The organism is Orientia tsutsugamushi str. Boryong, assembly GCF_000063545.1.
Classification (GTDB): Bacteria; Pseudomonadota; Alphaproteobacteria; order Rickettsiales; family Rickettsiaceae; genus Orientia; species Orientia tsutsugamushi_C.
This window is the reverse complement of record NC_009488.1, coordinates 1,901,290-1,913,879: the sequence shown is the minus strand read 5'-3', so window position 1 is coordinate 1,913,879 and position 12,590 is coordinate 1,901,290. Positions and strand designations below refer to the sequence as shown.

General features: G+C 29.5%; 17 protein-coding genes and 2 pseudogenes. 10 read left to right on the top strand and 9 right to left on the bottom strand.

Annotation, left to right across the window (positions count from 1 at the left end):
* Nucleotides 1–138: 138 nt before the first annotated feature.
* Nucleotides 139–1,083, top strand: a complete 945-nt coding sequence (locus tag OTBS_RS13295) for an ankyrin repeat domain-containing protein (RefSeq protein WP_011945131.1) — start codon at nucleotides 139–141, stop codon at nucleotides 1,081–1,083.
* Nucleotides 1,084–1,108: 25 nt separating this feature from the next.
* Nucleotides 1,109–1,645: a hypothetical protein gene (locus tag OTBS_RS09030; protein WP_332370170.1), complete on the top strand. Its 537-nt coding sequence runs from the start codon at nucleotides 1,109–1,111 to the stop codon at nucleotides 1,643–1,645.
* 27 nt (nucleotides 1,646–1,672) lie between these two features.
* Here the strand turns inward: OTBS_RS09030 and OTBS_RS09025 are convergent, their stop codons facing one another.
* Nucleotides 1,673–2,479 carry a DNA adenine methylase gene (locus OTBS_RS09025; RefSeq protein ID WP_011945129.1) on the bottom strand — a complete coding sequence of 269 codons (807 nt, stop codon included), beginning with the start codon at nucleotides 2,477–2,479 and terminating at the stop codon, nucleotides 1,673–1,675.
* A gap of 475 nt (nucleotides 2,480–2,954) precedes the next feature.
* On the opposite strand from OTBS_RS09025, the gene OTBS_RS09020 reads away from it, so the two are divergent.
* The 4 genes from OTBS_RS09020 to OTBS_RS09005 all read left to right on the top strand — a co-directional run bounded on the left by OTBS_RS09020 (nucleotide 2,955) and on the right by OTBS_RS09005 (nucleotide 6,301).
* Entirely contained in the window at nucleotides 2,955–3,671 is a 717-nt protein-coding gene (locus OTBS_RS09020; protein WP_011944767.1) for a hypothetical protein, read from the top strand.
* A 351-nt stretch (nucleotides 3,672–4,022) separates the two neighbouring features.
* Nucleotides 4,023–4,766 carry a sensor histidine kinase gene (locus OTBS_RS17240; RefSeq protein ID WP_011945128.1) on the top strand — a complete coding sequence of 248 codons (744 nt, stop codon included), beginning with the start codon at nucleotides 4,023–4,025 and terminating at the stop codon, nucleotides 4,764–4,766.
* 7 nt (nucleotides 4,767–4,773) lie between these two features.
* Nucleotides 4,774–5,631, top strand: a complete 858-nt coding sequence (locus OTBS_RS17235) for a sensor histidine kinase (RefSeq protein WP_011944769.1) — start codon at nucleotides 4,774–4,776, stop codon at nucleotides 5,629–5,631.
* A 100-nt stretch (nucleotides 5,632–5,731) separates the two neighbouring features.
* Nucleotides 5,732–6,301: an HD domain-containing protein gene (locus OTBS_RS09005; RefSeq protein ID WP_011945127.1), complete on the top strand. Its 570-nt coding sequence runs from the start codon at nucleotides 5,732–5,734 to the stop codon at nucleotides 6,299–6,301.
* 23 nt (nucleotides 6,302–6,324) lie between these two features.
* On the opposite strand, the gene OTBS_RS09000 is transcribed toward OTBS_RS09005, so the two are convergent.
* The 3 genes from OTBS_RS09000 to OTBS_RS17225 form a co-directional block, all read right to left on the bottom strand.
* Complete coding sequence (locus OTBS_RS09000; protein ID WP_041621366.1) at nucleotides 6,325–6,837, bottom strand: hypothetical protein; 513 nt, start codon at nucleotides 6,835–6,837, stop codon at nucleotides 6,325–6,327.
* 149 nt (nucleotides 6,838–6,986) lie between these two features.
* Nucleotides 6,987–7,229, bottom strand: a complete 243-nt coding sequence (locus OTBS_RS17230; RefSeq protein ID WP_050897573.1) for a hypothetical protein — start codon at nucleotides 7,227–7,229, stop codon at nucleotides 6,987–6,989.
* Between the two features lie 5 nt (nucleotides 7,230–7,234).
* Nucleotides 7,235–7,582 carry a hypothetical protein gene (locus OTBS_RS17225; protein WP_050897572.1) on the bottom strand — a complete coding sequence of 116 codons (348 nt, stop codon included), beginning with the start codon at nucleotides 7,580–7,582 and terminating at the stop codon, nucleotides 7,235–7,237.
* Nucleotides 7,583–7,626: 44 nt separating this feature from the next.
* Between OTBS_RS17225 and OTBS_RS15255 the strand changes: the two genes are divergently transcribed.
* Complete coding sequence (locus OTBS_RS15255) at nucleotides 7,627–7,842, top strand: hypothetical protein (RefSeq protein WP_041621365.1); 216 nt, start codon at nucleotides 7,627–7,629, stop codon at nucleotides 7,840–7,842.
* A 132-nt stretch (nucleotides 7,843–7,974) separates the two neighbouring features.
* On the opposite strand, the gene OTBS_RS17220 is transcribed toward OTBS_RS15255, so the two are convergent.
* The 3 genes from OTBS_RS17220 to OTBS_RS17210 form a co-directional block, all read right to left on the bottom strand.
* Nucleotides 7,975–8,496 (bottom strand): IS5/IS1182 family transposase, encoded by a 522-nt coding sequence (locus OTBS_RS17220; RefSeq protein ID WP_041621364.1) that lies wholly within the window; start codon nucleotides 8,494–8,496, stop codon nucleotides 7,975–7,977.
* A gap of 78 nt (nucleotides 8,497–8,574) precedes the next feature.
* Nucleotides 8,575–8,667 carry a helix-turn-helix domain-containing protein gene (locus OTBS_RS17215; protein ID WP_232489000.1) on the bottom strand — a complete coding sequence of 31 codons (93 nt, stop codon included), beginning with the start codon at nucleotides 8,665–8,667 and terminating at the stop codon, nucleotides 8,575–8,577.
* A 405-nt stretch (nucleotides 8,668–9,072) separates the two neighbouring features.
* Nucleotides 9,073–9,225, bottom strand: a complete 153-nt coding sequence (locus OTBS_RS17210; protein ID WP_232488999.1) for a hypothetical protein — start codon at nucleotides 9,223–9,225, stop codon at nucleotides 9,073–9,075.
* Between the two features lie 95 nt (nucleotides 9,226–9,320).
* Here OTBS_RS17210 and OTBS_RS08975 point away from each other — a divergent pair, with 95 nt between their 5' ends.
* The 3 genes and pseudogenes from OTBS_RS08975 to OTBS_RS13280 form a co-directional block, all read left to right on the top strand.
* Complete coding sequence (locus OTBS_RS08975) at nucleotides 9,321–9,911, top strand: phospholipase D family protein (RefSeq protein ID WP_011945123.1); 591 nt, start codon at nucleotides 9,321–9,323, stop codon at nucleotides 9,909–9,911.
* A 488-nt stretch (nucleotides 9,912–10,399) separates the two neighbouring features.
* The gene (locus OTBS_RS08970; RefSeq protein WP_080571899.1) at nucleotides 10,400–10,708 is read left to right on the top strand and encodes an IS110 family transposase; all 309 of its coding nucleotides are present in this window, start codon (nucleotides 10,400–10,402) and stop codon (nucleotides 10,706–10,708) included.
* A gap of 364 nt (nucleotides 10,709–11,072) precedes the next feature.
* Nucleotides 11,073–11,536: pseudogene (locus tag OTBS_RS13280) on the top strand (transposase); the annotation flags it as partial.
* Here the strand turns inward: OTBS_RS13280 and OTBS_RS13275 are convergent.
* Nucleotides 11,528–12,351, bottom strand: a protein-coding gene (locus OTBS_RS13275) for an IS5 family transposase (protein ID WP_157866459.1) whose coding sequence is annotated in 2 segments (ribosomal slippage) — nucleotides 11,528–11,964 and nucleotides 11,964–12,351 — 825 coding nt in all. Because the reading frame shifts where the segments join, the coding sequence is not laid out codon by codon here. The pseudogene OTBS_RS13280 and the gene OTBS_RS13275 sit on opposite strands and share 9 nt — an antisense overlap.
* 20 nt (nucleotides 12,352–12,371) lie before the next feature.
* A pseudogene (locus tag OTBS_RS14760) lies at nucleotides 12,372–12,467 on the bottom strand (IS5/IS1182 family transposase); the annotation flags it as partial.
* Nucleotides 12,468–12,590 lie beyond the last annotated feature (123 nt).

Here is a 12,590-nt window from a genome sequence, read left to right as displayed (position 1 = left end):
TAATCCTTTAACAGATTGCGAAGGTTCAAAAAGGTGAAAATTCATGAATAATTATTTATCGTTCTATGCTTTGCTGCTAAGTAAAGCTGTACTGAAGATTATATTACAATAGTGATAGTATAATTTTGGGAGTAAAATATGTCTGAATCTAAGGCTAAATATGCTTTACATCGCGCTATTAAAGATGGTGATATTGAAAAAGTGAAGCATCTTATTAATAATGATAGTACACTTGTCAATTCAAAATATAAAGACAGTATTACAGCTTTATCTGTTGCTTTAAAATATAAGAATCTACCTATTGCTAAGATTTTGCTGAACAATGGAGCTGACATCAATGCAAAAAATAATAGTGGACACACGGCTTTACATACAGCGTTGCATATGTCTATTATTCCGAATGGTAGTAATTATAATGGTAAAAATATTGCAGATTCTGTCGGGATTTTAACACAGCATGAGACTAATAACCACAGTGTAAATGACGATATAAATGCAATTATCAAGTTTTTAGTAAAGAATGGCGCTAATACAAATGTAAAAGACAATGTTGATCAAACTCCATTACATTGTACAGCAAATTCTTTTATTAACAACCTAGATATTGTACAGCTTCTACTTGATCACGATGCTGATCCCAATATGCAGAATGTGCATGGCCTAACTCCTTTACATCTTGTTGTTGACACAATTCAAGTATGTTGTGGATTTTTCGAAAAATATCCTCCCTATTGCGATGATCATATAGCATTACTGTTAAAATATAATGCTGACGTAAATATCAAAGATAATCAAGGTAATACTCCTTTATCTGATGCTGTTAGATCAAACTGTATAGAACCTTTAGAAATTATGCTAAAACATAATTCTACTAGTATTAATAAAAAATATGATGAAGGAGAAACACTACTACATATTGCTGTTCGCGATGAAAGCATAGATGTTATACAGCTTTTGATTGATTATGGAGCTGATATTGATGCAAAAGATGATAAGGGCATGACTACTAAAGATTATGCTGATGAAAGCGGTAATACAGATGTATTCGCTATTCTAACGCAACAATCAGTTCCATGGTCTTAGTTTTCAACAGACAGCTAATATGTTAATGCTAAAAAGAGAAGTTAATATGAATGTTTTGAAATTACTTTTACAACCGTGTTATGCTGTTATGTTAGCTGTATTATTTTCACCGTCGATATATTCAGCAGATAGATATAACTATATAAACTCTGAAAATTCTAAATCCAGTATTGAGTCTAATGCTTTTCCATTTTATCTAAAACTTTCAACAGGTGTTACAGGTATTGGAGATTATGTATCAGGTATAGGATTAGGTTACATCAGTGCTCCACATAGAATGGAACTAAGGCTAGGGTTACTACGTGATTATATTGGTTGGGCAAACTCTATACAAGGACATTACTATTATAATATCTTTGATGGTAACAAAGCATCAATTTTTATTACTGGTGGATTAATATCAGATATTAGACGCTCTAGAGATACTGGAGTTGCGTTAGGAGTTGGATTAACTACAAACTTAGTGAAAGACAGAATGTATTTAGATATTGAATGTAGTACCATGGCTCCTAGCAGGCCACTTCTTGTTTCTATACATGCAAGCGTACGGTTTCATTACTAATAATATAATAAGTTAATACATTTAAATTTAATTATAGTTGGTAATTATTAGCCCATTAACGAGATTGCGTTGTTCATTAATTGAGTATGTAACTCCAATATGAGTGATGAAGAGGTCTTTGTATAAAGCTTTAATAAAGGTAGTGTTATTATTTGAAAGCATAATTTTAACACCTTTATTGTTGAGTTCATAAACAAAATCTCGTAGTCTGATTTGCTCTTTTTCATCAAATGGAACTCTGGTATAGAAACGTTCTCCAGATTGGTGGTAAGGCGGATCAAGATAAACGAAGTCACCTTTTTTAGGTTCTATAAACGAAAAATCCATAGCGCAAATTGATACATCGGTTAAAAGTTTGCTACATTTATTTATTCTAGAGCAAATATGAAGCTTAAGATATCGCTTATCAGAAAATGTTTGAGCAGATGTACCATCTCTGTTTAGCCTATAAATTCCCCTAAAAGAGTATTTATTAAGATATATAAATTTTGCCGTGATATCATTAGGATCATTACTATAATAATTGTCTCTTATTTTATAGTAGTAATTTTCAGAATGGTTTTTGTGATATAGATTCAGTAATCTGTTGACTTCATTTGGATTCTTTTTTACAGCGTGATAACTAGTAATTAAGTCGAGATTAATATCAGACAAAAAACATTGTTTAAACAGATGCCTAACTTGAAAAAATAAAGCCCCACCTCCAAGAAATGGTTCATAGTAATTATAGTATGGCCCTGAAGGAAGATGCTCTATTAATTTATTAACAATTCTCCTTTTACCTCCAACCCAGTGAAGAAAAGGCTTTGGTTCATTAGAAATTGCCGTTGACACAAGAATTTTTGATTAATTAAATCTCTACTATGAATTATAGCAGAAAATAAGCCTTAAAGCCAGTAATAATAACTGTTGTAGAACTTTTTTATAAACCTTTTGTGAATGATATTTTTGTAGCTAGAGATACAATGCGATAATTTCGCATCTATTTTAAAAAAGATGAAAAAATTTTTCATAATTATGACAAAAAGTCATGTACTGATAAAAATTGAAATGATACTGTATACCTGATATTATCTGAGATTCAAGATTTAGATAATATTTAGCTAGAGGTTATTTCATTAAAACTTCAAAATCTGCTATTAAAGGTATAAATGAATCTCTAGCTACACTTTAATTGCTACTTCAAATAGCAAAAGTAATGCTATGGTTATTAATGGCCTAATTATTTTAGGCTATCTCAATTTATAACTCAAGATTAATAATAAATATATAATTGTTAAATATTATGCGGGATTTTAAAGGGTAAAGTATGCATATACAAGTCTTAAGCGCAGCAAAACACTTGTTCTATCGAATGTTTAACCTATACAAACAAAATAAAGTAACACAAATTTTTTCAGTTTCACAGGAAAAATGGTTTGCTTTTTTTAATGACTTGCACAGTCATACAGAACAAAAAAATTTAATACAACTTCTAATAACTCATCTTATAAAGATAAAATCTAATTTAAAAACAAATCAGCAAAAAAAGTGTTTAACTGGTTATTTAACTGATCCAAATTATAACTTAACCAGAAAGGAACAAAAATATATTTTAAAATTAATAAATGAAAATGATTTTATTTGGAATAAGAAAGGTCAAAACTTTCTTGATTTTTGTATGTATAAAATTATACGAATGCATTCCATAGCACTTGAAATACCAATCAAAAAATGTTCTAGCAATATGCTAATAAATAAAGGTATCAAACCCTTTCAGGAATTTATTACACCAGAACATTTTAAGAATATAATTTATCTTGAACAAAAGCTACTATACCGCACACTTAAGTATGATCATTGCATTAATTCGAAACAAAGAAAAGTAACTATCAAACAACTACTATTGGCTCCAGGACAACTTGAAATAAAAGAAGATCTTAATTCGATAGAGAAAAAAGATTTTGACTTAGTTAATACAGCCCTTGATTTTTATATTTTGGATATTATAGGTCGTTTTAAAGATGTGTTTGAACCTGATGTTTAAATTAAGAGCAAAAAAGATAAGTCCAGAACTTTTTCAGTTAATATACTAAATTATCAAAGTCTTTTTATAACTCAGAATCAATTGTATATCTCATTTTGAGAGATATTTTGTTTTTTTAGATGTAAATAACAATGCGATAATTTCGCATCAATGTGTAATATTATGAAAAAATTTTTCAGAAATATTACAAAAAGTCATGTACTGACAAAAATCGAAATGATACTGTATACCTGATATTATCTGAGATTTAAGATTTAGATGATATTCTGATAGAGATTAAAACTTAAACCGCAAAATTTTCTTTTTAATCTCTAGGAAGCAATTTAACAACTTAAATAGCAGGAGAATTCTATGCCTATTGAAGACGAAGGTCAAAATAAAATCAATAAATTAACTGAAAAATTATCCACAGAGGGAATTAATAGCACAACAATAAAACAGATAGATGCTGAAATGCAAAAACTATACTGCCAGCTAGAGGAATCTGAGGAAGTAAGCATAAATTGCATAGAGTGGATACAATATTTTAGGCTAATAGTAAATAACTACGACAGAAAAAAAGTAAATATAATAGCTTCTCTAAATGGAATGATTTTTTTATTTAGACAATACATAGCATCAACGAATGTAAGGATTGAAACATTTAACATAGAATTGCTAATAAATAATACCGTTATCAGAATGAGGGAACATTTTGAAAATGAGAATATAAAGCTAAATGTTCAAAATGACATAAAGACAATTCTGATTGGAGATAGTTTTCGAATAAAAGCAGTAATAAGTCAGTTAATTGGTAGTGCTATTATAAATAGTAGTAAGAATAGCAAGATTACTATTAACATCAATCAGTATTCAGAAATATTACAATTTACAGTACAAAACATAGGACTAAGCCCTTCTAAAGAAAAATTAGAAAGAATAAATGCTGAACTAGAGAATTTGAATTTGGTAACATATCAAGAACTAGGAGAAGGATTAGCATTTATTAAACATCTTACAGATCAGCTAAAAGGAAGACTAAGAGCAAAAGAGGAAAATAATTACATAACTTTTTCATTTGATGTACCAATAACTAGTTTTAACTCTTCTTTATGAGAATGCTATGAAAGAAAAGAATAAAACAATTAACCAATGGATAGTACAGATACCTCCAATACCAGTTATGTTGCTGAATGGAGAGAGGGAGAATATCGATGAATATATGGAGATAATAACAAAGTTAAGAAAAGCTAAGTATCAGGTCGAGGTAGCTGAATCATTGAAAGAATATTGTGTGAATCTGATACAGAATATCAAATATAGATTTAATATTGCAACTAGCGAAATTGTAAGGCTAGCAAGCGATATCATGTTAAATGATTCAAAAAATAAAGATAAGCTGGAAACAATATTAAATCGAGCAGCAAATCTCCAAAGGTACTGTAACGATGTAGTTTACACGCTTAGAAGCGAAATTGAGAATGAAAATTTATGTTTAAAAAAATTTAGCATACAAAAGCTAGTAAAGGATGCCGTCAGGAGACTAGAAGACATTGCAAAAGAGAAAGATATAAAAATCAATTACAATTTTCAGTACAAAATGAAGGATATTGTGATTGGAAATAGTGATCACTTACAAGCTATATTAAGTCAATTAATAGGCAGCACGATTAGATTTAATCACAGCTGCAAGGTTATAATTACAGTTCATTTGTTTACTATAAAAAATTATATAAAAAGCGATAACATACTACAATTTAGAATACACGATAAAGGAAGCGGTATTTCAAAGAAAAAATTAGGAGATATAAAAGCAAAAATAGCTGATTTTGAGTTGGTACGAGACTATCCACAAATGCTGGAATCAGGATTATGGTTTGTAAATTACCTTGTTAATCAACTTAATGGAGAAATGGAAATAGAAAGCGAAAAAGACAAGTTTACAACCATTACTTGCAATATTCCAGTACAACTTTTTTAATCAAATTAATTCGCTTCTTTCACAGTTTTTATCTGAGATTGAAGTATATAAAAAGTTTAATTTATTGTATAATTTATTAAAGATTATTTAGAGATGGAAAATGATAGACTTTTATAGCGAGAGCTTACTAAATAAGCTGTTTAGAATCAACGTAAGATTTAACGCTGAAATTGATCTTGATAAAGTTGAAAGAGCAATATTTTACGCTAAAAAATATCATGACAAACAACTTCGAGATACAGGAGAGCCATATTATATGCATCCATTAGAGGTAGCTTATATGGTAGCAGACTACAGTTTTGAAACAGATACGATTATTACAGCAATACTACATGATACCCTCGAAGACACAACACTAACTAAAGAAAAGATTGTTAAGGTATTTGGTAAAAAAATTGCAGAACAGGTTTCAGAACTCACAAGGATTAAGGATAATAAAAAAATCAGTTCTAGAGAAATGATTCAAACATTTTATAGCCAAAATAAAACAGAACTATTATTAATTAAGCTTTTCGATCGATTCCATAATATTCAGACTGTATCAATAAAACCTTATGAAAAAAGACAAAAAATCGTCATTGAAACTCAGCAAGAATTTATACCTCTTGCTCAATACCTTAATCTACCAGAGATTGGAGAACTCCTGAACGAATATTGCAAATTTTACTAGTTAAAACCTAGCCTTGCATTTATTCATGAAATAACGCATTTAGGAATATAAGTTTCTGAATTCATTCCAATATATAATTTCTCTTCTGAATCTATATCGTTTGATTCATTATGTGAAAGTTTTATAAAATCATCAGCATTTAAAACCGATGTGTTATCACAAGTAATACTTTTGTCATAGCTCACTTTCTCTAATTCTAAGTACACATTTTTCTTTAAATTATTGAATACAATAGATATATCATTTTGATATCTGATAATTTTCATCCTATTGTTAAATTCAGTGTATGCATATAACATATTCCATATCTTTTTCTTGCAATCAAAATAATCAAATATCACATAATATATACCTTGAGGAGACTGGTACACAATATGTGTAACTTTAGAATAATTCTTACTCTGTTTATAAGCATTAAGATATTCATCTACACTCCAGCCAATTAAGAAAGTATCATTCACGTTTATTCCAGCAGATAAACGATCTATAGCTACTTTTACTACTTCTAATGAATTGCTAAAATTAGCTTTATACATAACCACCCACTTAAGAAAATTATTGTATACTGTATAAAATATATTAGCTATGTTATCAAGTACTAATGATCTATTCTGGCTAAAGAATTAAAAATTAAACCTACCAATAACAACTTTTCTGAATCATTCTTGATATCTAGTTCATAATATTATATGAAGAAATTAAGTCTCCAACTATGATGTTCTATATCTGAGTAAAACTCTATACCTCTACTGTAAGCAAACTCTCTTGCTAATTCTGTGGCAAATATATATATTCCTACTTTATACTTAACTCTTGCTAATAAATGTTTTCCCATACAGTTTTCTTTAAAGATTAAATTTTTTATCTCCCACCATTCTTCATGTATAACTTTTACCATAGTTTTATCCTTATCAATTGCATCTATCAATGGTATTATATGTAATAGTCATGATTTTCAAAATCAGGATTCTTTTTCTTTATATTTTTTATTGTAGCTGGAAATGCTTGAAAATCATCTGGACACATTTCCTGTAACTTATCTAATACTCTTCTATGTACTAAAAACCTCGCTCTTCCATCCACCTGACTTAGAAAGTCATATTTTATTAAACTTTCTTGCAAAGCATTTGTTCCATAAATAAAATTATATTCTTTTTCTTCCATTCTTTCACCTGGCATTCCTCGATATAGACTATACTCATCCTTTCTAAAAGGATGATCATAAAGATCAAGAGAGTTTGCTATGCTGATTAAAGGCTTAGTTTCATATGCAGAAACCATAGCCTGTGATTTGCTTGGAGAGCCTAATAAACATTTCTCTAGACGTGGAGAAATACGTTGGGGAGAGATACAGGGAAAATTGTCGTCAATACTCTAGTGGCAAGCATGCTGGAAAATGGTATGACTTTAGTTCTGGCGAAGGTGGAGATTTATTTGACTTAGCCAGAAAAGAACGTGGCGGTGATTTTGTTAAAGCCAAGGAATATCTAACAAGCATGGTAGGAATGTCAACTTATAATGAGTCTTACTATGTTGTGTAACATATCGGCTTCCACTACATCTCACTTTCAGGGCTATCACATTCACCATTTGGTTTCAGCTCGAATGTTTCACTGTCTACGCTTTACTACTGTCGTTACCTTCAGCAGCACAAGACTCGCTATATGGTGGATCTAGCTTCTCCTTCCATATAACTGGACTTTCACCAGTGAGATTAATTCACCTTTTTTCTTGACGCACAGACCGAATATTTTACGTCTATTTCGATATTTATCAGCAATAATTTTGAACTGTTTTAGCATACCGATAACGGTTTCATTCACAACCCTTTCTCCTGCTAATCTAGGATTATTCTTTTTATCATTTTTAGTTAAAGGATTTTTCTTGCTTTTTTTCTTTGGTAATTCAGAATTATTGTGAATTTTTTGTATACCTTGATATCCTGTATCAGTAATCGCTTTAACCTTAGGATGAATAAGAATTTTGGATTCCTTAAATAATCTAAAGTCATGCTTTTTACCGTTAGAAAATCTGTACATATTACTTGGTATGTTTGCTTGTCTAACACTATTTGAGTTTTTAGTGTATACCATTTCTTCTTTCCTGAATAATAGAATTTTTGTTTTTTTTGGTCTTTCTATAGGAGTCTCAGTAGCATCAATCAAGACTACTTTATAATTCATATCACTCTTCATTATAGCTTTACGACCTCGAAGAGCAAAGTTTAGGTGTTTAACTAGGGTATCTTCTACCCATTTTACAGCTTTATATGCTCAACTCTCACTAATCCCATAGTTCTGACCTATATGGAAATAAGTGCGGTATTCTCTAAGGTATTCTAAGACCATAAGCAACTGTTCATCCAAATTGAGCTATTTTTACACACACATTTTGATTTCTTAAGACAATCAGCTTGCCTAAAAATATCCACCATCTTTGAGAATGTTCCCTTCCTTACCACTGTTAATCAACGAAATTTTTCATCCTTTAACTCTTTAATATGATCGAATTTCATTATTACTTCAAATCAGATCTTTATAACACTATTCTACATCATTCTCTACTTTCGAAAGAAGTCTATTATTTATTAGCAATTCTGTGTTAAATATTTCAATCATTACATTTGTTGATGCTATGTATTGTCTAAACAAAAAAATCACTCCATTTAGAGAGAAGCTATTATATTTATTTTTTTCTGTCATAGTTATTTACTATTCGCCTAAAATATTGTATCTAATCTATGAATTTTATGCTTACTTACCTAGATTCTTCTAGCTAGCAGTAAGTTTTTGCATTTCAGTATCTATCTGTTTTATTGTTGTGCTATTAATTCCCTCTGTGGATAATTTTTCGGTTAATTTATTGATTTTATTTTGACTTTTGTCTTCAATAGGCATATCATGCTCATGCTGTATTAGTTGCATATCAGCTAAAGATTAAAAAGTAAATTTTCAGTTTATCATCTTTAATCTAATGTAATGTTAAAATATTATATTTTATTTAGCATATATTATGTAATATGAAAAATATCAACTCATCAAAGAAGTCCAAACTGATTAAAGGTCAAACTTTAGCAGTTATGCTTGTTAATATTGCAATTGGAGCTGTTGCTGGTATTAAGTATGCAGACTTAGAGCCAAGGCATCAGACTATAATTAGTAAAGATGCTAATTTAGATATTTGTTTTACTCCTTCATCTTCTGGATGTACTACTGTAATAACTCGAGCAATTGCTAGTGCTAATAATAGTATATATATACAAGCTTATGGATTTACATCTGCTAGTATAGCAGACGAGATAGTAAAGGCTAAAAAACGCGGTGTTGCAGTATCTGTAATATTAGATAAAAGTAATATTAGTAGTAAACATTCAAAGATGAAACTATTAAAGCAATATAATATTAATGTTAGAATAGATACTGTACCTGGCATTGCACATAATAAAGTTATGATTATTGATGATAGTACAGTAATTACTGGATCTTTTAATTTTACAGAAGCAGCTGATAAGAGTAATGCTGAAAATGTTATCATTATTCAGAATAGCGATGTTGCTAAGATTTACCTTGATAACTGGCAAAAAAGATATTTACGTTCTAGAGAAGCATAAATAATAATATACGTCTTGCATATAGCGAAAAGATATAGTCAACTATGCTCTAGTTTTTGCTGAAAATAATGCAGTATAAACAAATAAAAGTTTTAGTAGTAGAGATTTGTTCAGAATTTAACTCTTTGATAAATAGAGCTTGTATGTAAGACTAGAAAATACTTTTATTGCAATTGCCTTCAAATAAAAAATGGGCAATAACTTTACCATTATAAAAAGCAGCTATTATACTTACTCTTCGTGTGTGCTGATAAGCTTTTTTTACCATAGTACCTTGTATGATAAAAACAAGTGAAATTGCAATAAAATAAAAGATTATAGCAATAGCGCAAAAGAAAGCTAGTATACAGTAGTGCTCCTAAGGCTAATAGCCTGTGCTAGAGATAAGTAACTAGCTTTTTTAACTAAAAACCGGACTGTATTCTTAGGCAAAAAAGCCTGTATTTACAAGGTTGGTTTTGAGATATTTAACATAAAATTTGGTGATTATGAATAGTATAATTGTAGGAATTGACGTTTCTAAAGAAACATTTGATGCAGCTGTGTTAATTAATAATAAAGTTCAAACAAGAAAATTTAATAATACTTCTGAATGGTTTAACAAATTAGTAACATGCTTAAAAAGCAGAGGACCTGGACACGTTTGTATGAAAGCAACAGGTATCTACTTACTGGAAAAACTTAGCGAAATATTTGTACAATTAGTGAGCGTAGTAAATCCTGCACGTATTAAAGGTTTTGCCATGAGTAAACTTAGTCGTACAAAAAAAACACAGATAAAGCAGACAGTGTATTAATAGCATATTTCTGCGAGGCGCTAAAAAAGGTCTATAAGAGATAATGTACAATTATAATTATGTGATATATTTAAATATAATTTCAATTAATAATGGTTTATTTATTGCTCATATTTCTACAATAATTAGTTCATAATACTATATATATTTAATAACCTGAACATTGCCTATTGTAACAGTTGTATATTATCTCTTTCTAACTGTTTTTTATTCTAAATTTGCATTTGCAGACATGCAAGCAATAAATAAACCATTATTAATTGAAATTATATTTAAATATATCACATAATTATAATTGTACATTATCTCTTACCGACCTTTTTCATTACGCTTTTCATACTTTCCATTATCCTAATCTGGCGTTAATAATATTCAAATTTATATTGAATTTCTTGAAAAGCAAATTATAAAAATTGAACAAATGATTAATGATCATATTAAGAATAATAAAGATTTTTTCAATAAGGCTGCATTACTTGTATCAATAACAGGTATAGGAGCAAAAATACAAGCTATAGTTCTTGCTTTTTTAGCAAATATTGAAAAATTTAGTTCTGCTAAACAAGTTGTAGCTTTTGTAGTCCTTAATCATAAACATAGCCAATCCTGTAGGTTGTGTTAGTGGAATCTATAGAGAACTAGTAATTCTAGACCTACGTAAAGCTTTTTATATACCTGCTATGTTTGCATTAAAACATAATTGTATTATTAGGCTTTTCTCATCGTTTATCTGATAGTGGTATACACAAAATGCTTATCCTTGTTGGTTGCTTCGATGCGTTAAATTTACATATAACATTAGACCTCTTTCGAAACTGGTTAAGGTAGTGCAAAATTATAAATGCCAGAGATTAAAATAAATCTAAGACCTAATCTTTTACGTCTATTTCGATATTTGTCAGCAATAATTTTGAACCGTTTTAGCATACCAATAACGTTTTCATTGACAACTCTTTCTCCTGCTAACCTACGATTATTCTTTTTATCATTTTTAGTTAAAGGATTTTTCTTGCTTTTTTTCTTTGGTAATGCAGAATTATTGTGAATTTTTTGTATACCTTGATATCCTATATCAGTAATCGCTTTAATCTTAGGATGGATAAGAATTTTGGATTCCTTAAATAATCTAAAGTCATGTTTTTTACCGTTAGAAAAATCTGTACATATTACTTGGTGTGTTTTCTTGTCTACCACTATTTGAGTCTTTAGTGTATGCCTTTTCTTCTTTCCTGAATAATAGAATTTTTGTTTTTTTTGGGTCTTTCTATTGGACTCTCAGTAGCATCAATCAAGACTACTTCATAATTCATATCGCTATTCATTAGAGCTTTACGACCTGGAAGAGCAAAGTTTGGGTGTTTAACTAAGGTGTCTTCTACCCATTTTACAGCTTTATATGCTGAACTTTCACTAATCCCATAGTTCTGACCTATATGAAAATAAGTACGGTATTCTCTAAGGTATTCTAAGGCCATCAATAACTGTTCCTCCAAATTGAGCTTATTTTTACGCCCTCCTTTTGATTTCTTAACACCATCAGCTTTCCTCAAAATATCCACCATCTTTGAGAATGTTCCCTTCCTTACTACTGTTAATCGACGAAATTTTTCATCCTTTAACTCTTTAATCTGATCTAATTTCATTAGACTTCTTTCGAAACTGGTTAACGTAGTTCAAAATTATAAATACCAGAGATCAAATTAAATCTAAGACCGAATCTTTCACGTCTATTTCGATATTTATCAGCAATAATTTTGAACTACGTTAACCAGTTTCGAAAGAGGTCTATTATTACTTCAAATCAGATCTTTATAACACTATTCTACATCATTCTCTAGTTTCGAAAGAAGTCTAATATCCTTAATATCCTTTTGCAGAACTT